Annotated in this window: 22 protein-coding genes and 1 tRNA gene; 9 read left to right on the top strand and 14 right to left on the bottom strand. The window is 45.0% G+C overall.

Annotation, left to right across the window (positions count from 1 at the left end):
• Positions 1-8 precede the first annotated feature (8 nt).
• The 10 genes from infB to rlmE all read right to left on the bottom strand — a co-directional run bounded on the left by infB (position 9) and on the right by rlmE (position 11,093).
• Entirely contained in the window at positions 9-2,576 is a 2,568-nt protein-coding gene (gene infB / locus D104_RS22955) for a translation initiation factor IF-2 (RefSeq protein WP_024023002.1), read from the bottom strand.
• Positions 2,577-2,602: 26 nt separating this feature from the next.
• Entirely contained in the window at positions 2,603-4,093 is a 1,491-nt protein-coding gene (nusA, locus tag D104_RS22960; protein ID WP_024023003.1) for a transcription termination factor NusA, read from the bottom strand.
• A gap of 28 nt (positions 4,094-4,121) precedes the next feature.
• Positions 4,122-4,583 (bottom strand): ribosome maturation factor RimP, encoded by a 462-nt coding sequence (gene rimP, locus D104_RS22965; protein WP_031214485.1) that lies wholly within the window; start codon positions 4,581-4,583, stop codon positions 4,122-4,124.
• A gap of 324 nt (positions 4,584-4,907) precedes the next feature.
• Positions 4,908-4,993 (bottom strand) — tRNA-Leu (locus D104_RS22970).
• Positions 4,994-5,035: 42 nt separating this feature from the next.
• Positions 5,036-5,389, bottom strand: coding sequence for a preprotein translocase subunit SecG (gene secG / locus D104_RS22975; RefSeq protein WP_024023005.1), 354 nt, complete (start codon positions 5,387-5,389; stop codon positions 5,036-5,038).
• Positions 5,390-5,392: 3 nt separating this feature from the next.
• On the bottom strand, positions 5,393-6,142 hold the full coding sequence (tpiA, locus tag D104_RS22980; protein ID WP_024023006.1) for a triose-phosphate isomerase: 750 nt from the start codon (positions 6,140-6,142) through the stop codon (positions 5,393-5,395).
• A 90-nt stretch (positions 6,143-6,232) separates the two neighbouring features.
• A complete protein-coding gene (glmM, locus tag D104_RS22985) occupies positions 6,233-7,579 on the bottom strand; it encodes a phosphoglucosamine mutase (RefSeq protein WP_024023007.1) in 1,347 nt (448 codons plus the stop codon).
• Positions 7,579-8,412: a dihydropteroate synthase gene (gene folP, locus D104_RS22990; protein ID WP_024023008.1), complete on the bottom strand. Its 834-nt coding sequence runs from the start codon at positions 8,410-8,412 to the stop codon at positions 7,579-7,581. Before folP ends, glmM begins: the two co-directional genes overlap by 1 nt.
• Before the next feature lie 32 nt (positions 8,413-8,444).
• Positions 8,445-10,412, bottom strand: a complete 1,968-nt coding sequence (gene ftsH, locus D104_RS22995) for an ATP-dependent zinc metalloprotease FtsH (protein WP_084545990.1) — start codon at positions 10,410-10,412, stop codon at positions 8,445-8,447.
• A gap of 60 nt (positions 10,413-10,472) precedes the next feature.
• On the bottom strand, positions 10,473-11,093 hold the full coding sequence (gene rlmE, locus D104_RS23000) for a 23S rRNA (uridine(2552)-2'-O)-methyltransferase RlmE (RefSeq protein ID WP_024023010.1): 621 nt from the start codon (positions 11,091-11,093) through the stop codon (positions 10,473-10,475).
• A gap of 99 nt (positions 11,094-11,192) precedes the next feature.
• Between rlmE and D104_RS23005 the strand changes: the two genes are divergently transcribed.
• Both D104_RS23005 and D104_RS23010 read left to right on the top strand, forming a co-directional pair.
• Entirely contained in the window at positions 11,193-11,495 is a 303-nt protein-coding gene (locus D104_RS23005; protein WP_024023011.1) for a YhbY family RNA-binding protein, read from the top strand.
• Positions 11,496-11,597: 102 nt separating this feature from the next.
• Positions 11,598-12,440: a hypothetical protein gene (locus D104_RS23010; RefSeq protein WP_024023012.1), complete on the top strand. Its 843-nt coding sequence runs from the start codon at positions 11,598-11,600 to the stop codon at positions 12,438-12,440.
• 87 nt (positions 12,441-12,527) lie between these two features.
• On the opposite strand, the gene erpA is transcribed toward D104_RS23010, so the two are convergent.
• The 3 genes from erpA to D104_RS23025 all read right to left on the bottom strand — a co-directional run bounded on the left by erpA (position 12,528) and on the right by D104_RS23025 (position 15,436).
• Positions 12,528-12,875: an iron-sulfur cluster insertion protein ErpA gene (gene erpA / locus D104_RS23015; RefSeq protein WP_024023013.1), complete on the bottom strand. Its 348-nt coding sequence runs from the start codon at positions 12,873-12,875 to the stop codon at positions 12,528-12,530.
• Between the two features lie 70 nt (positions 12,876-12,945).
• Complete coding sequence (locus D104_RS23020; protein WP_024023014.1) at positions 12,946-14,532, bottom strand: peptide chain release factor 3; 1,587 nt, start codon at positions 14,530-14,532, stop codon at positions 12,946-12,948.
• Positions 14,533-14,788: 256 nt separating this feature from the next.
• Positions 14,789-15,436: a LexA family protein gene (locus D104_RS23025; RefSeq protein WP_000854920.1), complete on the bottom strand. Its 648-nt coding sequence runs from the start codon at positions 15,434-15,436 to the stop codon at positions 14,789-14,791.
• Positions 15,437-15,553: 117 nt separating this feature from the next.
• On the opposite strand from D104_RS23025, the gene D104_RS23030 reads away from it, so the two are divergent.
• From D104_RS23030 to eexS, 7 genes are read left to right on the top strand one after another with little or no spacing between them, the layout of a single operon-like run.
• Positions 15,554-15,805: a helix-turn-helix domain-containing protein gene (locus D104_RS23030; protein ID WP_024023015.1), complete on the top strand. Its 252-nt coding sequence runs from the start codon at positions 15,554-15,556 to the stop codon at positions 15,803-15,805.
• 55 nt (positions 15,806-15,860) lie between these two features.
• Entirely contained in the window at positions 15,861-16,730 is an 870-nt protein-coding gene (locus D104_RS23035) for a hypothetical protein (RefSeq protein ID WP_024023016.1), read from the top strand.
• Positions 16,717-17,379: a DUF6475 domain-containing protein gene (locus D104_RS23040; protein ID WP_007105460.1), complete on the top strand. Its 663-nt coding sequence runs from the start codon at positions 16,717-16,719 to the stop codon at positions 17,377-17,379. The genes D104_RS23035 and D104_RS23040 overlap by 14 nt, the downstream gene beginning before the upstream one ends.
• Positions 17,366-17,914 (top strand): lytic transglycosylase domain-containing protein, encoded by a 549-nt coding sequence (locus D104_RS23045; RefSeq protein ID WP_024023017.1) that lies wholly within the window; start codon positions 17,366-17,368, stop codon positions 17,912-17,914. Before D104_RS23040 ends, D104_RS23045 begins: the two co-directional genes overlap by 14 nt.
• Complete coding sequence (locus D104_RS23050) at positions 17,911-18,210, top strand: flagellar transcriptional regulator FlhD (RefSeq protein ID WP_000210563.1); 300 nt, start codon at positions 17,911-17,913, stop codon at positions 18,208-18,210. Before D104_RS23045 ends, D104_RS23050 begins: the two co-directional genes overlap by 4 nt.
• Entirely contained in the window at positions 18,207-18,740 is a 534-nt protein-coding gene (locus tag D104_RS23055; protein ID WP_000566753.1) for a FlhC family transcriptional regulator, read from the top strand. The genes D104_RS23050 and D104_RS23055 overlap by 4 nt, the downstream gene beginning before the upstream one ends.
• 57 nt (positions 18,741-18,797) lie before the next feature.
• Entirely contained in the window at positions 18,798-19,229 is a 432-nt protein-coding gene (gene eexS, locus D104_RS23060) for an entry exclusion protein EexS (RefSeq protein WP_024023018.1), read from the top strand.
• 32 nt (positions 19,230-19,261) lie between these two features.
• Here eexS and D104_RS23065 read toward each other — a convergent pair whose 3' ends face one another.
• Entirely contained in the window at positions 19,262-22,831 is a 3,570-nt protein-coding gene (locus D104_RS23065) for a conjugal transfer protein TraG N-terminal domain-containing protein (RefSeq protein ID WP_024023019.1), read from the bottom strand.
• Between the last annotated feature and the right edge of the window lies 1 nt (position 22,832).

Here is a 22,832-nt window from a genome sequence, read left to right on the forward strand (position 1 = left end):
TTTTCCTATTAAAGCGTACGAGCAACTTCGACGGTTTCAAAAACCTCGATTTTGTCGCCTACTTTGACATCGTTGTAGTTTTTCACACCGATACCACATTCCATTCCACGGCTCACTTCGTTGACGGCGTCTTTAAAGCGACGAAGAGACTCAAGTTCACCTTCGTAAATAACCACATCGTCACGTAACACACGAATCTGCTTATTACGGTAAACCGTTCCTTCGATCACCATACAACCAGCAATCAAACCAAACTTAGGTGAGCGGAATACATCGCGAACCTCGGCAGTACCTTGAATATCTTCACGAAGATCTGGAGACAACATACCAGACAACGCAGATTTAACATCATCAATGATGTTATAGATAATGCTGTAGTAACGAAGATCAATACTTTCACGCTCGATAAATTGCTTAGCAGAGTTATCCGCACGAACATTGAAACCAAAGATAACCGCATCAGAAGCAAGTGCCAATGTCGCATCAGTCTCAGTGATACCACCTACACCGCTAGAAACAACATTCACTTTTACTTCATCAGTATTCAGGTCAACCAATGACTTGATCAACGCTTCAAGAGAGCCACGAACGTCTGCTTTTAGAACAACGTTCAAAGTACGAACTTCGTCTTTGCCCATTTCAGAGAACAAGTTCTCTAATTTAGCAGAATGCTGACGTGCGAATCGCACTTCACGGTATTTACCTTGACGGAAGTTAGCTACTTCACGAGCTTTACGCTCATCCGCAACAACAATAAATTCTTCACCTGCTTCTGGTGTGCCATCAAGACCTAAAATCTCAACTGGAATAGACGGACCCGCTTCGCTAATTGCATCGCCATTTTCATCCAACAATGCACGAACACGACCCATCTGCAGACCAGCTAGGACGATATCACCTTTGCGTAAAGTACCGTTTTGAACCAACAAAGTAGCCACAGAACCACGACCGCGATCTAGGCGAGATTCAACAACAACACCTTTACCAGGTGAGCTTGGTACAGCCGTCAATTCTAGCACTTCAGATTGCAATAGAACCGCTTCTAGAAGCGCTTCGATACCTTCACCAGATTTAGCAGAAACACCAACAAACTGAACGTCACCGCCCCATTCTTCTGGTACCACTTCTTGTGCAACCAATTCGTTTTTAACGCGATCAAGATCCGCGCCTTCTTTGTCTATCTTAGTGATAGCAACAACCATTGGTACGCCAGCAGCACGAGAATGCTGAATAGCTTCAATCGTTTGCGGCATAACACCATCGTCAGCAGCACAAACAAGGATAACGATGTCTGTTGCTTTAGCACCACGAGCACGCATAGAAGTAAAGGCAGCGTGTCCAGGTGTATCTAGGAAGCTGACCATACCGTGTGGTGTTTCAACATGGTATGCACCAATATGCTGTGTAATACCGCCAGACTCACCCGCGGCAACACGTGTCGTACGGATGTAATCAAGCAGCGATGTTTTACCGTGGTCAACATGACCCATAACGGTAACAACAGGTGCGCGTTTAATTGCTTCACCTTCATAATCAATCGCTTCAATCATGTCGTTTTCAACGGCATTTTCGTCGATCAAAGTTACGGTATGACCCATTTCTTCAACAACAAGCGTTGCTGTATCACGGTCAATTGTTTGGTTAATGGTCGCCATCGCACCCATTTTAAACATGACCTTAATAACTTCTGCGCCCTTCACTGCCATTTTTTCAGCAAGATCCGCAACAGTAATACTTTCTGGCAAAGCCACTTCGTGGATCATCTTAGCCGTTGGTTTTTGGAAACCATGCTCTTGCTTCGACGGTTTTTTACCTTTACGACCCAATTTGCCACGACGAGTAAACTCATCATCACCATTCACATTAACGCGAGAGGTGCGCTTATTTTCTGGGTTGTTACGACCACGAGGTTTTTCTTTGTCTTTATCGTTGTCGTGCCTTACTGGCCCTTTCTTACCTTTAGGCGCAACAGATGGTTTTTTATTATCCATTGCTGGCTGAGGCACTTTCTTCGCTGCTTTTGGCTGCTTAGGTGATTCCACGGGTTCTGCCGCTCCTGTATCGGAAACATTCTGCTCCGTTTCATTTACCGCGCCAGCATCCGCTACGACTGTCTTAACAGCAGCTTCTTGACGCGCTTTTTCTTCAGCTTCAGCCTGAGCTTTGGCTGCTTTCTCTTTTTCTAACTGACGCTCTGCATCTAAACGCGCTTCTTCTGCCGCTTGCTCTTCTAAAAGACGCTTTGCCAGCAATTCTTCTTGCTTTTGAGTTTCTTCATCCACATCGTCGCGCTTAACATAGGTACGCTTCTTTTTAACCGCAACATTAACCGCTTTTCCACCATCTCCACGAGAAAGTGTACTTGTTGTTTTGCGCTGTAGCGTAATACGTTGGCTGCTATCGCCTTCTTCACCGTGTTGACGTTTCAAAAAATTCAACAAGGTTTGCTTTTCAACTTCAGAGACTTCTTGGCTTGCACTCGTTTGAGGAAGGCCAGCGTCTTTCATCTGAGTTAGTAGCTTATCGACTGGTGTTTTCACCAACTCGGATAGTATCTTTACGGTTTGAACTGTCATTAAGTTCCCCCTTATGTACTCAGATTTTATTCAGATTCAGCAAACCAAGGCGCACGAGCTGTCAAAATGAGACTTGCAGCACGTGTTTCTGTCATACCTTCAACATCAAGCAATTCATCAACTGACTGTTCAGCCAAATCTTCCATTGTAATTACCCCAATAGAGGCAAGAACCAAGGCAAGATGGTTATCCATTCCTTCCATTGCTAATAGATCAGCAGCAGGTTTGGCACCATCCAATTGCTCTTCAGCCTGAAGCGCTTTATTTAACAACGCCTCTTTTGCTCGTGAACGTAATTCATTTACTAAATCTTCATCAAATCCGTCAATATCTAACATTTCTTCCATTGGGATATAAGCGACTTCTTCAAGGGAAGTGAAACCCTCGTCAACCATTTGAATGGCCAAGTCGTCATCAATATCCAAACCAGAAACAAAGACATCAATCAATTTTTGTGATTCTTCTTGCTGTTTAGCTTCTGCATCTTCGCTGGTCATGACATTTAAAGACCAACCAGTCAGCGTAGACGCCAAACGAACATTCTGACCATTACGGCCAATGGCTTGCGCTAGGTTGTCACTCTTAACCGCAACATCCATAGAATGGGCATCTTCATCAATAACAATAGAGTCTACTTCTGCAGGCGCCATCGCATTAATAACTAATTGAGCTGGATTATCATCCCAAAGCACGATATCAACACGCTCACCATTCATTTCATTCGAAACAGCTTGAACTCGAGCGCCACGCATACCAACACACGCACCAATCGGATCAATACGGCGATCATTTGTCTTCACCGCAATTTTTGCACGCAAACCTGGATCGCGTGAAGCACTGCGAATTTCAATCACTTCTTCAGCAATTTCCGGCACTTCTAAGCGAAACAATTCGATCATAAACGCCGGAGCGTTACGAGATAATATCAATTGAGCGCCACGACTGTCTTCACGAATTTCAAGCAACAACGCACGAATACGGTCATTCATTCTGAAGCTTTCACGCGAAATCAACTGATCTTTTGGCAATGACGCTTCCGCGTTTTCACCAAGATCAATAATCAAACTATCACGCGTCACTTTCTTGACTTGACCATGAACAAGCTTGCCAACTTTTTCAGTGTATAAAGCCACCATTTTAGCGCGCTCAGCTTCACGTACTTTCTGTACGATAACTTGCTTCGCCGTTTGCGCTGCAATGCGGCCAAATATTTCAGACTCTACTTCTTCTTCGTAAATCCCGCCAATATCAATGCCAAGATTTTGTTCTTCAGAATCGTCTATAGTTAATTCTGATGCTGGATTAGAATAATCTTCGTCTGCGACAATATTCCACTGACGGTAAGTTTTATAATCACCTGTACGCTGATCAATAGAGACACGAATTAATGCGTCTTCTTCAAAACGGCGTTTGGCAGCACTAGCTAAAGCAATTTCAACGGCTTCGAAAATAACTTGTTTCGGAACATCTTTCTCGTTGGAAACGGCTTCCACTACCAAAAGAATTTCTTTGCTCATCCTTTTAGCCTCTCTTCAAGGTTAATTTTTAAAATTGTGGAACAACATTTGCCTTATCGATTAAATCAATTGGCAATAAGTATTCTTCTTGATCTACGCGAATAACAATATCTTCGCTTTCGATCCCCATTAGTTGCCCTTTAAATTTACGGCGGCCATCAAACGGCACTCGTAAACGTAAAGAAACAATAGAACCGATATACGCCTGATATTGAGCCAAACTGAATAAAGGCCGATCTAAACCTGGTGATGATACTTCTAGGTTGTACTCCCCTGTAATAGGGTCTTCAACGTCTAGAATAGAACTCACTTGACGACTAACTCGGGCGCAATTTTCTACATCGATCCCCTTTTCGTCGTCCGTTTCAATAAAAATACGAAGCACAGAATCCTTGCCTAATGACAAGTATTCCATACCCCAAAACTCAAACCCCAAACCTTCAACGACTGGTCGAATAAGTTCTTCTAAAATCGTATATTTTGCTGACAATCGTTTTCTCCGAAAACCAATTTTGTAAAACGCAGAAACAAAAAACGGGCTCAAGGCCCATTTTCATTAAACAGTACAACAGTGCAGATAATAAAAAACCCCATATAGGGGCTCTCAGTACTCACATCGATTAAAATCGAGAGAGCATCCTTCATTGAAGAAGGTCGTCAATCCTGACACTTAATACCAAGAACAAACTGGTGCGGATACCTAAAAAGGAAAACCATGAGAAAAGCACATCAAAGGCACTTTAAACTCGACAAACCAGATCACTCTGCATCAATATCTCGACATCATACACACAATACGACATCAATTCAAGATTGGTGCGGATGGGGGGACTCGAACCCCCACGAGCAAAGCTCACCACCCCCTCAAGGTGGCGCGTCTACCAATTCCGCCACATCCGCAAACTCTTTACCCGACAACGAATCGCCTTACAGAACAAAAACTTATTCAGTAACAGGAATATCCGATGTCGTTTTCTTACTACCACCTAACTCAGGTAAACCAACAGTTTCTTCAACTTGAGGCGCCGAAGGAACATAATCAAGCGCACCAGAAACACTTTTTGCTTGTTCGCTAGCAAAGAAAGCCAAACCAAAACTAGTCAAAAAGAATACCAACGCAAAGACAGCGGTCATCTTACCAAAGAAACTACCGCCACCTTGACTACCAAAAACGGTCTGAGACGAACCGCCACCAAAAGAGGCTCCAGCGTCCGCACCCTTACCTTGCTGCAACAAAACCAACGCAATAATGGCCACTGCCGCCAGTACATGCAAAACTAAAATAAGTGCTTCCATCAATTAACCCGCTGCTTTTACTATTGCTATAAATTCTTTTGCATCAAGTGATGCACCGCCAACAAGAGCACCATCGACATCAGGCATTTGAAACAAAGCCGAGCAAGTTGATGCTTTAACACTTCCACCGTACAAAATCTGAACCTTTTGAGACACAGACTCTGACGACTTAGCCAAAAAGGCTCTAATTGATTGATGTACTTCTTGAGCTTGCTCTGCGCTTGCCGACAAACCAGTTCCAATTGCCCAAACTGGCTCATAAGCTACAACCATATTTTCAAACGCTTCAATGCCGACAGCATCAATAACCACTTGAATTTGGCGCTCACAAACAGAAAGAGTCTGATTCGATTCACGCTCTTCTAGCGTCTCACCAATACACAACATTGGTGTCAATCCAAACTCCAGTGCCACTTTCACCTTTGCCGCAACAACACTATCTGTTTCACGGTAAATGGCGCGCCGCTCTGAATGCCCAAGCAATACATACTTAACCCCAAAGTCACCCAACATAGAAGCCGAAACTTCACCAGTATAAGCGCCTTTCACCTCATCACTTATATTCTGAGCTGCTAAGACAAGACAACCCCCATCAACAAGTGCATTCACTTGTGACAAATAAGGAAAAGAAGGTGCAATAACCACTTCGGAATTAGAATCCCCCATCTCAAGCAAGCCGCTCAACAGTGAAAAAATCGACTCTTTTGAGCCATTCATTTTCCAGTTACCAGCAACTATTTTTTGACGAATCATATTCCAACCCCTAAATTCGAGGCGCCCATTCTATGGAAAGCCCACTTTGGTTTCAAGTATTTATTAATATTCAGCACATAAAATACGCGATTATGCCTTCATTTTTTCAGCAACAACCGACTTCACCTCTTCGACCAGATAATCAACAAGCTCATCCACGGTTTTATCATCCCGCCCTTCAACCATTACTCGAATCAAAGGCTCAGTCCCTGAAGCACGAAGTAAAACACGACCCAGGCCATTTAATCGCTCATTCGCTACCGCAATGGCCTTTTGCAAAGCAGGCTCTTCATTAGGAACAAACCGCTTCGCCACTCGAATGTTTTTTAATTTCTGAGGAAATTTCACCAAGCCAACTAAAAGCTCATCGAGCGCCTTACCCTCTTCGACCATAGCGCGAAGAACCTGTAGTGCTGCGATAATACCATCACCCGTTGTCGTAATGGATCGACAAACAATGTGTCCTGACGGCTCACCACCTAACACCCAGCCATGCTGCATTAGCTTCTCATTGACATACCTATCGCCTACCGCAGCACGACTAAAGCCAATACCTGTTTCGGAGAACGCCAATTCCAAACCAAAGTTACTCATCAAGGTACCAACAACGCCACCACTAAAACGCCCTGTCCGCATTAAATGATTCGCAATAATATAAAGAATATCATCGCCGTCACGAACAACCCCATGTCGATCAACTAATATCAATCGATCGCCATCACCATCTAGAGCAATACCGAGGTCAGCTTCTTCAGCCAAAACATTTTTACGCAACAACTCAGGCTTAGTCGCACCACTAAACTCATTGATATTTAATCCATCAGGATTCACACCAATGGAAATAACCTCAGCACCGAGTTCAGAAAATACTCGTGGAGCAACATGGTAAGTCGCACCATCGGCGCAATCGACAACAATTTTCAAACCGCTCAATTGCAAACCAATAGGAAAGGTGCCTTTACAGTATTCGATATAACGACCAGCAGCATCATCAATGCGTTTTGCCCGACCAATCAAACTAGACTCAACTACTTCCATTGGCTGCTCAAGGAAGTACTCGATACGTTCCTCTATTTCGTCGGAAATCTTACCGCCTTCCGCAGAGAAAAATTTAATACCATTATCCGTATAGGGGTTATGCGACGCACTGATCACAATGCCGGCGCTGGCACGAAAGGTTCGTGTCAAATAAGCAATTGCTGGTGTTGGCATAGGACCAACCAGGCGAACATCCGCACCCGCCGCAACAATGCCAGACTCAAGTGCTGACTCAAACATATAGCCCGAAATCCGCGTATCTTTACCTATCAGGATTTTCTTGTCATTTTCTTTAAAAACCTGCCCTGCCGCCCAACCAAGCTTGAGCATAAACTCTGGCGTAATTGGCGTCGTACCGACTTTTCCACGAATTCCATCTGTACCAAAATATTTACGCATTAGTTTTCTCTCTCAATACTAGACATTAACGCCAACATTTGAACATGCGGCTTAACGTCATGAACTCTAAAAATACGAGCTCCCTTTGAATAGGCGGCAGCATTTGCCCCCATAGTGCCGTACAGGCGCTCTTCTACCGGAAGACTTAATACATCCCCAATCATCGTCTTTCTAGAAAGACCAATAAGGACGTCAAAGCCTAATTTTTTAAAATGATCAGTGTGATTCAATAAAGACAGATTATGAGAAAGCGATTTGCCGAAACCGATACCTGGATCAAGAATAAGACGAGTACGATCGATACCAGCCGCCTCACATTCACCGACACGCGATAACAAGTAATTTGAAACATCCGTCACGACCGAATCATAATCGGGGTGATCCTGCATTGTTTGCGGCACACCTTTCATATGCATTAGACAAATTGGGAGGCTGGTTTCCGCCGCTGCCTGCAAAGCGCCTTCTCGCTCTAACGCTCGCACATCATTAATCAATCCGGCCCGTAAAAGAGCCGCACCTCGAATCACTTCCTCAGTACTCGTGTCGACAGAAACCACGATATCAAAACGCGTCTTTATAGCGTCAACAACAGGCAATACGCGATCAAGTTCTTGCTGAATAGAAACAGGGGACGCTCCGGGACGAGTAGACTCGCCACCCACATCAATAATGCTAGCGCCCTCTTGAATCATCTTATCGGCTTGATGCAACGCGGCATCTAAGGAATTAAACGCACCGCCATCAGAAAATGAATCTGGCGTGATATTTAGTATCCCCATAACATGAGGAAGGGACAAGTCTAACGACTTGTCCCCAAAAGGCATTAACGACATGAAAAGACCACATCAGTAATTAATGACACAAGCTACTCACCCGCAGGTTTAGGTGCTTGATCCGACGGTTCAACCTGATCATCTGAAGATAAACCCACCTCTGGAGAGGCTGTTTCATCAGTAGATTCAACACCATCATTTTTCGATGGGTTAGCCCCTGGATCAGACCACCCTTCAGGAGCAGATGGTTTTTTACCGTCCATTATTTCTTTGATTTGCTTAGCATCAATGGTTTCATACTGCATCAAAGCTTCAGTCATCACTTCAAGCTTATCGCGATTATCTGTCAGAATTTGTGTCGCTTTTGCATAACAACGACTAATAATATCCTGAACTTCCGCGTCAATTATTTTCCCAGTCTCAGGTGAGAAATAGTTTGCTTTCCCCCCTGTAGGCGCAGAAATAAAACCACCACCATTATCGTCTTCTTCGTAAGCAAATGGCCCCAACTTTTCAGACAAGCCCCATTTAGTCACCATGTTACGCGCAATACTCGTAGCACGCTCAATGTCATTGGAAGCACCCGTCGAAACGCCATCAAAACCATGAATAAGCTCTTCCGCAATACGACCACCGTAAAGACTACACACCTGGCTCTCTAACCCGGTTTTACTAACACTGTATTTATCCTCTTCAGGCAAATACATAGTAACCCCAAGCGCACGTCCACGAGGAATAATAGAAACCTTGTAAACAGGGTCATGCTCAGGCATCAAATAACCAATAATGGTATGACCCGCTTCATGATACGCCGTGTTTAATTTTTCTTTGTCACTCATCACCATGGTTTTGCGCTCGGCACCCATGAGAATTTTATCTTTCGCCAGCTCAAGTTGCTCCATGTTCACCAAACGGCGATTAGAACGCGCCGCAAACAATGCCGCCTCGTTAACCAAGTTAGCTAAATCCGCACCGGAGAAACCAGGCGTACCACGAGCAATGTTTTTTGGTTCAACATCGTCATCGCAAGGCACTTTACGCAAATGCACTTTAAGAATTTGTTCACGTCCACGAATATCCGGCAAACCAACTTGCACTTGACGGTCAAAACGCCCCGGACGCAACAACGCTGGATCCAATACATCAGGACGGTTAGTGGCTGCAATAACAATAATGCCTTCATTGCCTTCAAAACCATCCATCTCAACCAACAATTGGTTCAATGTTTGTTCGCGCTCATCATTGCCGCCGCCCATACCGGAACCACGATTACGACCAACAGCATCAATCTCATCTATAAAAATAATACAAGGAGCGTGTTTTTTAGCTTGCTCGAACATATCACGAACACGAGATGCACCAACACCAACAAACATTTCTACAAAGTCAGAACCCGATATTGTAAAGAAAGGCACCTTCGCTTCGCCAGCAATGGCTTTAGCGAGCAAGGTTTTACCTGTACCTGGAGGACCACACATCAAAATACCGCGTGGAATCTTACCGCCAAGGCGTTGAAATTTACTTGGCTCACGCAAGAAATCAACCAACTCAGACGTATCTTCTTTTGCTTCATCACAACCAGCCACATCAGCAAAGGTTGTTTTAATCTGATCTTCCGGCAAAAGGCGCGCTTTGGATTTACCAAAAGACATTGGGCCGCCTTTACCACCGCCGCCGCCTTGCATTTGACGCATGAAAAACATGAAAATGGCAAGAATAAGCAAAATAGGAAAACTGGCCACAAGTAACTGCGTCCAAATGCTTTGCTGTTCAGGCATGCGCCCTTCCACAACAACATTATTGCTAAGCAAGTCATCCATTATCTTAGGATCTGCCGCCGCTGGGCGCACAGTATCAAAAGTGTCCCCACTGGTGCGGCTGCCGCTAATGGTATAACCATCAACAATGACCTTCGCGATACGACCGTCTTGCACTTCTTTCACAAATTCAGAATATGAAATCCGGTTTGTATCAGGCGTCGTATTAAAATTATTAAAAACAGTCAGTAGTACAGCAGCAATCACTAACCACAACAGTATATTTTTCATCATATCGTTCAAGAGCACACCTCTAAACGGTTATATTTAATGTCTCTGGCAATGATACCAGAACATTTCTCATTAACCTTTGTATTGTCTTCCTAATAAATACACTTCGCGACTTCTGGCTCGCGATGCATCCGGCTTACGCGTTATAACAGATTCAAATTGAGCCCGCATAGTCTTGAGGTATTCATCAAACCCTTCACCCTGAAACACTTTTACCAGAAAATTTCCACCTGGACGAAGTACTTGGGCCGCCATATCCAAGGCAAGCTCCACAAGATACATAGCTTGTGGCTGATCTGCAGAGTTGTTACCACTCATATTGGGGGCCATATCTGAAATTACAAGATCCGCTTTCTCTTCTCCAATTTCAGCTAAAATAGCCTCGTATACTTCTTGCTCAGTAAAATCCCCCTGAACAAAGCTAACACCAGGTAACGGAGCCATCTCTAAAATATCCGAGGCCACTATTGTACCTTTATCGCCAACCAACTTTGCGGCGACTTGAGACCAACCGCCCGGCGCCGCCCCCAGATCAACCACACGCATCGCAGGCCGAAACAATTTATCCTTGTCATTGATCTCCATCAGCTTATAACTGGCTCGAGAGCGATAACCATCTTGTTGGGATTTTTTGACATATGGATCGTCAAAATGTTCCTTCATCCAACTATTACTACTTTTTGATCTTGCCACGTTTTCATCATACCTAAATCAGTCAATATTCCGCTATAATATCGCTTAACCTCTAAAGCCTCCAATAAAGAGGGTCAACTAATATGAGAAATTTATACTATGAGCATTACAAACGCCCAAAAAAAGCAATATCGCCTAATCGGTCACGCCCTTAATCCAGTGGTAATGATTGCAGGCAACGGTTTAACAGAAACCGTATTAACAGAAATTGATCGCGCACTCGAAGATCACGAACTTATCAAAGTACGCATTAGCATCATGGATCGCGAAGTCCGCAGCGAATTGATTGCAGAAATCAGTAAAATAATGAAATGTGAAACCATTCAAACGATTGGCAAAGTAGCGCTATTTTACCGAGCTGCACTAGAAGCAAACCCAAAGCTATCTAACTTGCTACGCTAAGAGCGACTATTGAGATAGTCTTTTTGCACGAAAAACAGACTATCTCTAAACTCTTCAACATTGTGGCCGATACCTTTGACAGCAAACAAAGGAGCCGTACACATGCTATTTATAGAGGCGATTAACAGAGCCAGCACCCAGTCAAACGAGAAAAAATTGCTTTCTAGGACCAAATATCGCCCTACAATCAGCAATAAAGATTCTGTCGACTTAAGCTCTGCTGCGCATCAAGTAAAGGAAATACACCTAGATAGCCAAGTCAAAACACCACTCACCGCGTCAGTTAGCGTTTTTGCCAACCTAATTGAACACACCTTGCGACATTTAATCAGCACCAACCTACACCTATATTCACCTGAAGAACTCAATTTAGACCTAAAAAAATGGGCCCTTTTTCTACAAGTCCCGCCAACAAGCGCGGACAAAGACAACCCATCTGTGGCCTATAAAACATCCACTGGAAACCGGCGCCCACCTGCAAAACAACTCATTTTCCACATTCCGGTAAAACCATCTTATGGGACACCCATTGAAATGACATTATTACTGTCACCTCATAACGGATCGCCAGAAACGCCGAACATTTTTCACACATTCCAAAAAGAAAGCACGCTGCCCGTTTTACGCACCCCCTATCCACCTGAGTTCCTTCGACAACAAGCAACACACCACCATATACTGCTCGATCAAGACGGTGAGCCAGATCAACTTTCTCCTCTTTATGCTCACATCAATCAAAGCAGGATAATCAGTAGCGATAACTTGCCACCTGAAATTACTGGCTTGAGAATCTGGCGGTCAAAAAATAATACACTGACCCCTGTCGTACTGGGTGACGATAAAATTGGATTATTATTTGTTGGCCACCACAAACCGCTAGAAGGAAATACAATCAGCGAAGAAGAACGAGCCAGACGCGCGAACAATCTTTATACAAAGGCCTAAACAAAACGCTGGCCATAAAAAAACCCTTCACACAATCTGCATGAAGGGCTTATTCATTACCTAATCTATCGCGGCACAAGAACCTGCTTAAATACTAAAGCTCGCGCCACAACCACACGTAGAGGTCGCATTGGGATTTTGCACCACAAAGCGAGAGCCTTCCAAATTTTCTTTGTAGTCCACTTCAGACCCAACAAGATACTGAAAGCTCAGAGGATCAACGACCAAGGTCACACCATTTCTAACCACTTCAGTGTCGTCTTCTTGGTGCTCTTCATCAAACGTAAAGCCATATTGAAAACCAGAACAACCACCACCCGTCACATAAACACGCAACATAAGTCGATCATTCTCTTCTTCTTCAATCAAAGATTGCAACTTCGCTGCAGCCGCGTCTGTAAATTCGATAGGGTCAACCGATTCAACCATGCTCATTTTAATACCACTAAAACCATTATTAATTAACGAATTATCCGCTTACCCTACTATTTTAGTCAAGTATTGATCAATGCTCTCGAGTTGAACGGAAACGAACTTGCGGCCATTTCTCTTCCGCCATCATGAGATTTACTCGGGTTGGCGCCAAATACGTTAAGTGTCCACCGCCATCAATGGCCAAATTATCTCGACACTTATTTTTAAATTCTTCAAACTTCTTAGGATCATCACACTCAACCCAGCGAGCCGTATTGACGTTGATCGCCTCATAAATACATTCCACTTTGTATTCATCTTTCAAGCGATACGCAACCACTTCGTACTGCAACTGACCTACTGCACCAACAATCAGTTCATTATTACGTTGTGGCATAAACAACTGAGTAGACCCTTCTTCAGAAAGCTGCTGCAAACCTTTTTGCAACGCTTTCATTTTCATTGGGTCTTTTAATCGAACTCGGCGGAAAAGTTCAGGGGCAAAATGCGGAATACCCGTAAACTTCAAGTCTTCACCTTCAGTGAAGGAGTCACCTATCTGAATCGTACCGTGATTATGCAAACCAATGATATCGCCAGAAAATGCCTCTTCAACACCTTCTCGATCGCCTGCGGTAAAGGACACAGCGTCTGTAACCTTAATGTCTTTTCCTAAGCGGCAATGACGCATTTTCATGCCACGCTCATAGGTTCCAGAACACACTCGCATAAAGGCAATACGGTCACGATGCTTTGGATCCATATTGGCTTGTATTTTAAAAATAAAACCAGAGAATTTTTCTTCGCGAGCATCAACGTTACGAGTGTTTGTTTCACGACCAATGGGAGATGGCGCCCATTCGACAAAACCATCCAGCATTTCTCGAACACCGAAGTTAGACAGTGCTGTACCAAAGAAAACAGGCGTTAATTCGCCCGCAAGATAAGCGTCGTGGTCAAACTCATGACTCGCCCCACGAACCAACTCAATTTCTTCCATGTACGCCGCCCATTCATCACCCAACAACTCTTTTGCTTCTGGTGATTCCAAGCCTTCGATTCGAATATCGTCCATCAAGGTATGACCTCGACCACGAACAAACACGTGAATGGTATCGGTATAAAGGTTATACACACCCTTAAAAAAAGTACTCATACCGATCGGCCAAGTGATAGGAGCCGCCGCGATCTTTAAGACTTCTTCCACCTCATCCAGCAAATCAATTGGATCTCGAATGTCTCGGTCCATTTTATTGATGAAGGTTAAAATGGGTGTATCACGTAAACGACAAACGTCCATTAACTTGATCGTACGATCCTCGACACCTTTTGCACCATCAATAATCATTAGCACAGAGTCTACTGCGGTCAATGTACGGTAAGTATCTTCCGAGAAATCTTCGTGTCCCGGTGTATCTAATAAATTCACCATGCGGTCTTTATAAGGAAACTGCATCACGGAAGACGTGATGGAGATACCACGCTGCTTCTCCATCGCCATCCAATCGGATGTGGCGTGTTTATCACCTTTTCGACCTTTCACCGACCCAGCCGTTTGAATCAATTGGCCAAGCAAAAGGAGTTTTTCCGTAATTGTTGTCTTACCTGCATCGGGGTGCGAGATGATAGCAAAGGTCCTTCGCTTATTGATTTCATTAAGAAAATCTTGGTTTGCCATGTATAAATTCTTTTAGTTTGTACACGGATTTGTACACACTTTTGGAAGTACTCTCTTTTCAGTTCTTCGCTTGTCAAATCCGTCGTGTTAATCGTAATTGGCCGCTATTTTCGCTGATCTTGACTTTATAAACAATCAATGGTTATCTAATCGGTTACCATTTACTCTCAGCGTGCGCCAGTGCTCAGTTGTAGCTGTTTGCAATCGTTGCTTCTTCAGCTCATGAACAACTGTGGCTAAACCACAAATTCCTTCGCTACCAGAAATCGATGATAGCTTGTCGTACTACACCGATGATGGTGCAGTTGCCGTTGATCGGTATTGCCGGGTATTGCGGGTTCAAAGGTTTTAGATACTTCTGTTCACCATCAATAACCAACTGCTTAAAGGTTGCTTCTTTCGAATCATCCAAACGCGCAACAACCAATGAACCTGAAGAGTAAGGTAACTCAGGATCAACAACGATCACTGCTCCCTCAGGTATGGATTTTTTTCCGCTTGGATTTTCCATACTGTCGCCTTTTACGCGAAGTGCGAAACAACCCTCATGTGCTTTCCCAGTGACTTCACGCCACTCCTCAGCATCTTCATGGGCAAATCCCTCCGCTATTTCAGTCCAATCACCGGCCTGAACCCAGTTAATGAGAGGAATTCTTCCCTTAATATCAGGCCCGACTTCTACATTACCGACCCCCAAGCCAATCTCGCCATCACCTGTGGCGAGCCAATGAGCATTCACGCGAAGCGCCTCCGCGATCTGCATGGTGTAACGAGACCTAGCCGATTTACCAGAGCAAATCTGGCTGATCGACTGCTGTTTAATACCAATGCGACGAGCCAACTCAGACTGAGTCACCCCAGTAAGCTGCAAGGCATGGTTTAGTCGTTCGGATAAAGTTTTCATAAGCCCGTATTCTACAAATAAAACTGTAGCCTTTCAACAATTTTAACTGTTGACTTATCTACAGTTTAAACTGTAACATTCAATCTTGTAACAGTTTTTATTGTAACAGGAGACGGTATGGAAGTGTTCAACATGACACAAAAACATCTCCGCCGTGCCATTGACTTGGTCGGCGGGCAATCAGCATTAGCACGAGCCATCAACTCAAAGCAGCAAAACGTCTGGTTTTGGTTGAATAAATCAGGGCGTGTTCCCGCTGAATTCGTTTTACCCATCGAACAAGCTACGCAAGGACAGGTAACCCGATCTCAGTTAAGACCGGACATCTATCCCGAATGCCCAAGCGAGCTGAAAGCCAGTAACCAGTAGGATTAAGGGCAAATAATGGTCAGCATTTTACGTAAACACAAAAGCGAGTTCCTCCATGCGTGATTATGGCAAGGTCTATACCCGCTTTTGGCTAAAGCAAAATGTTTTGTCCTGGAGTGACTCAGCGAAGTTGCTAGGACTGTATTTGCTTACATGCCCACATTGTAATTTGCTTGGCTGCTTTCGACTGCCGATTGGTTACGTTGCTTCTGACTTGAACTGGGATGAGCAACAGGTTGCCAAGACGTTAAGTGAGTTAGAACAAGATCAGTTCCTGATTCGTTGCGAGGCATCTGGTTGGACTTTGATTCGAAGCTTTCTGAAGCACAACCCAATCGAAAACCCAAACCAAGGTAAGGCAGCCTTTCGGTTGCTTAAAGATGTACCTGCCGACTTCATTGGTATGGCATCGCTTTTGAAATCTCTTGCCGCTTTTCAAGCTCGGCTACCAGAAGAATTTTCATCATTGTTTATGCCTGATGGCAACCCGGTAAGGGACTCTCAACGGTCGGATGACTCTGAGAGAAGCAATAAACCAACAGTTAAAACTGTTGACCACATACAGTTTGAAGACTTCTGGGATGTACAAATACGCAAAGAAAAAAAAGCGAAAGCCAAAGAAGAATGGCTACGCATGGGCCTCAATGAAGACCATGAACTCGCCTTGGAAGTGCTAACACGCTGGAAAGAGCAACGAGACAACCGATTGCAGTATCAAGATCGGACTAAGACCCCTATCCCACATAACTGGCTTTTAAACCGGCAATGGGAAGACGAGTACGTTCGCATTGATGAAGTACAGCAATCATCGACGAGCCTAAAGGGCAGCAATCACCAATTGAATATTGAAGAAAGCAATCGCCGCATTGCTGAAAGCTGGGCCGGACCAGGTATTCGGGAGGTTCGTTCAAGTGCAAGAGGTTGATAAACGCGAGTTTGCTGAAGTCTGGGGAGCAGCTTGGGCCATGTATGGCAAAAGCGTATCACCGCAATTGCTATCCATCGCATTTGAAGCCCTTCGTGCTTACAGCATTGAAGAAGTGCGAATCGGTCTGACTCGGCATATTCAATCACCGGATACTGGGCAATTTTTTCCAAAGCCCGCTGACGTCATCAAGCATATCGATGGCAACTCGGGTTCAAGAGCCATGGTTGCTTGGAACAAAGTTGACAAGGCAGTTCGTCAGGTTGGCGCTTGGACATCCGTGATGTTTGACGATGCACTTATCCACCGCGTGATTTCAGACATGGGGGGATGGGTTGAACTCTGCAAAGTTGATGACAGGGAATACCCATTTAAGCAAAAAGAGTTTTTAACACGCTACCAGGCTTACTTGTTGCGGGACGAAGTGGGTGAATACCCAAGGCTATTACAAGGTATTGCAGACCATCAGAACCAGCAAAAAGGATTTGATATGCAAGCGCCTGTTGCCGTAGGCGACTGGTCAAAAGCGGCACAAGTTTATACGAGAGGCATCGCCGACTTTAGCGCAGTGCCATTAAAAAGAATAAGCCCGAAAGCCATTCAGGCGCTTCTCGGAAATCAATTAGAGGACAAAAATGAAAACGATTAAAGCAAAAACCATTGCCCTAGTGATAGCCATGTCCGCAAGCACTTCAGTCTATGCGTTTCCGGGCTATCAGTGGGAAAAAGCAGCACAAAGCGTTGGTATTGATCCTGTCATGCTCTACGCCGTTGCCTTGGCTGAGTCCGCCTCACATCGTGGTCTCAACATGACCAGTCCATGGCCATACGCAATTCGCAATGGTTCAAACGCAACCTACGCCAAATCTAAGACAGAAGCGGAGCAACTGTTAAACCAGGCACTTCAAGAGAGTGAAAAATACCAGCTCGATATTGGCCTAATGCAAATCAATTTGCATTGGCATGGGCATCGGGTGAGCTCACCGGCGGAACTGCTAGACCCCATCACCAACCTTACCGTCGGCTCAAGTATTTTGGCCGAAGCAATCAAGTCTTCACCAAACGATTTAGAGCTTGGCATAGGCCGCTATCACAGTTGGAACGAAGAGCGTGCACGCTGGTATGGGCAAAGAGTGCTTTCTATCTATCGCAATATTTTACATGAACTGGAGGTCCGTCAATGACAACCAATCAACAAGACTTCTATCAATTAAATTTGGCGTACCTGCACGCAGCACGCGAATTGGCGCGCATTGATCCGCAAGAGGCCGTCTTGCGCTTTGGACTTACACGCGACGTGGTTGATGCTCTGATTAATGCTGGTGTTGACGACCTGCAACGAGTGGCGACCTCATCATTCATGCTGTTTCAACCAAGGGGTAACCAAAGCCAACTGATTGAGATGGTGAAGAGCAAAGGCACAGGTATCCCAAGAATCGCTTATTTATTATCAACCCTAAACAACAAGGGGGATGCATGATTGATAACCTGTCCAAAAGTGAGCTGTTTACCCGAGCCTCGCTACTTATTAAATACGGATTTCGAACAACCATAATCGCGCTCGATACTGGTTTGCCAATCCACATTATCAGAAGGCTTCACAAAGAAGTGACTGGCAAGTCACCTTGTCCTGGTCAATTGCCAGAATCTGATGCCATTGTTAAAAGCAGAAGAGCATTAGTTGAAGGCTCTCTACTGATGGCGCTTTATGTCAATATTGGTGGTGATAATGTCTACAAGCAATTAAATATCGATGCTTTGATGAAGGCTTACGATGCGTACTTGGTTGCAAGAGAAGAAGCAGATCTTCCAGCTGAGATCCCCTGGAAAAAACTGACCATCAATGAAGGTTGGGTTCTAGCTCGTGATTTAAGATCACAGCTTGCATCCTTACACCGGTGTCGATGCGGTAGTCTTTATTTGACGGTATCTCAACAGCGCATTCAGCTTAAATGTCCTGTGTGTGAGATTATGGCCGAGCAAACCACTAGAGCACTTTTTGAGAACTAACATGCTGATGCATGATTTGATTGTGCACCGCCCGTGCACTTTGAGAGAACTAAGAAGATGGCAAACTTACTTAAATCTTTACCAGCACGCTGCTGGGTTATATCACTGGGGCTTTTTCTGGCGACTTTGGCTGCGGCTCACTTTTTTCCATCAGAAATATTAACAGCATCAGCCAAGTTAGCGGCTTTACCATTTCTGTTCTGCACCGTCGTTTTTTTCGGCTACTTGGGATTCAAAGCGACCTGTAACCCCATCGGCCTAATAGCCATCATCACGATGCTTTTAGCAATCGCATATTGGCAAGCGAGTTGGACAATTGTTGGTTTGGGACTCTTTTTCATAGCTATTTGTACTGGAATTAGATTCTTGAGTAGCCAAGTTAAAGATTCGGGTAGAACTTTGAGCATTGAAGAAAAATGGTATTGGTATAAGCTCCATTCGTTTTTTGATGGCTTTTATCCAAGGTATCCCAAAAAGCCAAAAAAATAGCCAGCCCACCACAAGCTGGCTACCTTCTATTTTCAGTTCCTTCCTGATGCCTGGTTATAAGCCCTAATATCGATCAAGTTGTTCTGAGCATAATCTCCCGCTAGCGATGCATTTGAGATCACCGCTATCTGCTTATCCACAAATGCTTTATCTTCTTCGGACACACTGTCAGGGATGTAAGCGCCACTCTCATCCTTTTGACGATACTCATTTAGCATTTGCTCCCTTAGACCAAGCATTTCAGGCGACCAACTCGATGAGTCTTCAGAATTGAAAACGCGCCCCGCCAAACCTTCATTGAAAGCTTGAGCGAAAACTTGACTTTGAATCGGGGTCAATCCCATTCTCTGCCCTTCGCTGTATGCTTCCTGTTTAAAATCATCAGCATACTGCTCTAGAAACTCACCATATCGATTGTTAACTGCCGCACCGAATGCCCCCGCCAACATGGCTTCAGACTTAGTGCCCCAGTTTACTTCGGAGGCATACTGCGAACTCGATCCACTGTATGCATCATTAAACGCCGTCAATGGGTTTTCCAAAGAGGTTCCTGCATCAACGGCGGCTTTTAAGCCATCCCAGGTTGATTTGCTGGCCACAGTAGCGTTGTGCAAGAAACCTCGTGAGCCAGGATCTTCAAGCGCTTGTTCTTTGTAACTCTCATAGTCTTCGCCAAAGTGATTCAGGGTATGCAGAGCTGCATCAGTATGCTTGCCACTGAAATCACCGATAGCACTGGCGCTGTTGAAGAACATTTCAGCACCTGAGACTCCGCTATCATCAGCCATAATGCGAGATCGCCACTGAGAGCCAGCTTCACTGTTTAGTCCAGATTGATAGGTACTTGTGTCAGAAGCTACGGCCTGCTGGGCTTGTTGCTGATGCGCATTCAGCTGTCCATCTACACCAGAAAGATTGGTTTGGTAAGCAGATTGAGCCGAATTGAACTGCGTTTGAACTCTTGCAGCACCCTCATAGCCTCCCAGAACACCGGATTCAACTTGGCTTTGAGTGCCACCAAAAGTAGGTGCCGTTGATGACAAGCCTTCATTAGAGCGTGGCTGAATTGATCGTAAATCGGCTCCGGTAGCCATGGCCATAACAGTCATTGCTGCTTGATAGTCATTGTCTCGTTCAGCGGGCGTCGAGGAGTTGCTATAGGTTAAAGACTCCATAGCTGCGGCCACATACGCCTGATTATCATCAGGTAGCAAGCGCTGATACATTGGAAGGTTTTCACGTAATCGGTTACCTGCTTCAACATGCTGGTTCATATAGCGACCTAAATAATCCATGACTTCAGGATTATCCGCTGCTAATCGAGTTAACGTCGCACCATCCGTGTTCCTTTGTCCTGATAGACTGTAGCTGGCCTGATCAAGCTCACTAAAGCGGTTTGATGCCGTGATAACGTCTTGTGCTGAACTCTGAAGTGACTGATAGTCTTGATTAGACAACGACATCTCAACGCCAGAGCGTCTTGAATCTGAAAGGTCCTTAACCATCGCATCGCGAAACTCAGCACGTCGTGAATCACTCGATGCCAAGCTTTGCATCTCCCCAGTGAGCGTATTTGCGGTCGTAGACCGAGAACTGCCTTCTGACGACTCAACTTGGCCACTAAAGTTACCACCTAGATCCAACCCAGCTCGTACCCTTGATAGTTTTGGTACACGAGATGAATCTGGCTTATCCATTCCTGGCAAGTTGCCCTGTGGAGAATCATTGCCGCCCGTACCAAGAAGCCTTCCAAGAAAACCCTTATCAGCAACTTCTTTCTCACCGGGATTAGTAATAGTTCCATCGCCACCGACCCTTAGGCCTCCCGATAACACGCCAGATACCAAGCCACGTACAGCATCTTTTTTATCGTCTCCGAAACCATACCGTGTTTGCAGGTCATCAGTAACCTGATTAACAACGGCGCTAGATGCGGAATTAGAAGAACCGATCTGACGTCCAACTGAAGACAGGTTGTCGTAACTTAGCTTTTCACCAAAGGTTCGACTCATGGTATTGCCAACCTGACGGCTAAAGGCTTGAGTTGCCTGAGTCATGGATTCTTTTGCAGAGCCGACCATTGAACCCACCGCATTTCCGACAGAGAAACTGCTAAGTAGGTTTGACGCGCCGGTCATAGCAGAACCAGTGAGGGCTGAATTTTGGAACATTGACTGTGATTGCATCACCGGGGCATTTTTCGCGACATCTGGACTTGCCATCTTTTCATCAATGGCATCACCGTTTTGAAGACGTCCAGCCAAGTGGGTTGCAGTTATTGCTGAGCCATACACGAGCATGAGCGAAATTGCCGGAACACTCGACGCCAACATGCCGCCAGTAGCTATCCAGGTTTGCAGCACTGAATCCATCTGCATCATCCCAGCAAAAGATGGCACTTCTGTACCTGCAAAGGCATCAAGAGCCGACATTTTCCCTGCAACGGTTAAATGAATATACAGGTTAATGATAGCCATGACAGGCATCCAAAGTTGAATCCAAAGCAGGATTAACAAGTACTTCCCAGCCATTCGCATCCCGATTTGGCCAAGGGCTATCACAAAGGCCATCAAAGGGGTGATGGCGTAAATGAAACCCTCAAAAAACGTCATCATCGGACGAACGATACTTTGGAAAAGAGTCTGCTCCGCCGCCCATTGTGTATTGCGCTGTTCAATCGCTTGATTAACCATAACGGCGGCGGTGAAAGCTTGATCATCCATATACTTGCCCGTCACGCTTTGCTCATAAATAGGCAAAAGCACTGACGCGGTCATGTACTCTTGGGTGTTAACCGAAGCCAAACCAAGGTTATTCAGTGCATTTCGGATCACGTCATCAGTGTCAGTGGCTGACGAAGTCCCCAATGAGGCTGACAGAACCTGTTTAAGCCTCGGAATGAAGGTTGATTCTGTCATGAGTTTCAGTTGGCTATAGGCATCGGTGCAGTCCAGATCGCTACTGCTACCACTGAGCATGATGCGTGTGCCATATATGCGCGAATCAAACCTAATCGCAGTCATCGGGTTAGGATCACTCAGCACCTGATCTAGGTTCTTTTGGCCGATGTCGATGCCAATCAAGGTGCATTCTTTGATGTAGTTAAACCACGATTGCTCGATATCTGAGCCACCGACACGATTTGCATCACCCAACCCCGAGCGATCCATCACCTGTTTTCTCACTTTAATCAGTGACTGTAAACTGGATGCAAAGCCGTATTCCGTCATGGCGGGAGTTGAGAACGCCGTTTCAAACAATCGCGTGATTTGAAAGCCGACAGTTGAAATCGTACTGCCTGCGGCAGCAACACCGATGGGCACATTATCAACCACTCGAACTTGTCCCGTGTACGCATCCTCAATGCTCACTCGGGTACTGGGTCCAAACATGGTTGCAAAGACTAACCATGAGACTAAAACGTGTTGAAAGTTAATGCCACGACCGCCTTGCATTAAGGCCTGAACAGAGACCATCAATACCCCAATGAGCAAGCCAATGCGAACCATTGAAGTAAAGTCGCCTGTACCAGTAATCATCGCGACAGCGTTCAAGACCTGCTCTAAAAATGCCGAATCCCCGATGGAATAGATCTCCCACATG

The sequence above is a fragment of the Marinomonas profundimaris genome (assembly GCF_000508165.1).
In the GTDB taxonomy this organism is placed as follows: Bacteria; Pseudomonadota; Gammaproteobacteria; order Pseudomonadales; family Marinomonadaceae; genus Marinomonas; species Marinomonas profundimaris.

Coding starts and splice junctions, on each gene's coding strand:
- infB (WP_024023002.1), bottom strand. CDS start 2,576: ATGACAGTTCAAACCGTAAAGATACTATCCGAGTTGGTGAAAACACCA.
- nusA (WP_024023003.1), bottom strand. CDS start 4,093: ATGAGCAAAGAAATTCTTTTGGTAGTGGAAGCCGTTTCCAACGAGAAA.
- secG (WP_024023005.1), bottom strand. CDS start 5,389: ATGGAAGCACTTATTTTAGTTTTGCATGTACTGGCGGCAGTGGCCATT.
- tpiA (WP_024023006.1), bottom strand. CDS start 6,142: ATGATTCGTCAAAAAATAGTTGCTGGTAACTGGAAAATGAATGGCTCA.
- glmM (WP_024023007.1), bottom strand. CDS start 7,579: ATGCGTAAATATTTTGGTACAGATGGAATTCGTGGAAAAGTCGGTACG.
- folP (WP_024023008.1), bottom strand. CDS start 8,412: ATGTCGTTAATGCCTTTTGGGGACAAGTCGTTAGACTTGTCCCTTCCT.
- D104_RS23005 (WP_024023011.1), top strand. CDS start 11,193: ATGAGCATTACAAACGCCCAAAAAAAGCAATATCGCCTAATCGGTCAC.
- D104_RS23010 (WP_024023012.1), top strand. CDS start 11,598: ATGCTATTTATAGAGGCGATTAACAGAGCCAGCACCCAGTCAAACGAG.
- erpA (WP_024023013.1), bottom strand. CDS start 12,875: ATGAGCATGGTTGAATCGGTTGACCCTATCGAATTTACAGACGCGGCT.
- D104_RS23020 (WP_024023014.1), bottom strand. CDS start 14,532: ATGGCAAACCAAGATTTTCTTAATGAAATCAATAAGCGAAGGACCTTT.
- D104_RS23025 (WP_000854920.1), bottom strand. CDS start 15,436: ATGAAAACTTTATCCGAACGACTAAACCATGCCTTGCAGCTTACTGGG.
- D104_RS23030 (WP_024023015.1), top strand. CDS start 15,554: ATGGAAGTGTTCAACATGACACAAAAACATCTCCGCCGTGCCATTGAC.
- D104_RS23035 (WP_024023016.1), top strand. CDS start 15,861: ATGCGTGATTATGGCAAGGTCTATACCCGCTTTTGGCTAAAGCAAAAT.
- D104_RS23045 (WP_024023017.1), top strand. CDS start 17,366: ATGAAAACGATTAAAGCAAAAACCATTGCCCTAGTGATAGCCATGTCC.
- D104_RS23050 (WP_000210563.1), top strand. CDS start 17,911: ATGACAACCAATCAACAAGACTTCTATCAATTAAATTTGGCGTACCTG.
- D104_RS23055 (WP_000566753.1), top strand. CDS start 18,207: ATGATTGATAACCTGTCCAAAAGTGAGCTGTTTACCCGAGCCTCGCTA.
- eexS (WP_024023018.1), top strand. CDS start 18,798: ATGGCAAACTTACTTAAATCTTTACCAGCACGCTGCTGGGTTATATCA.
- D104_RS23065 (WP_024023019.1), bottom strand. CDS start 22,831: ATGTGGGAGATCTATTCCATCGGGGATTCGGCATTTTTAGAGCAGGTC.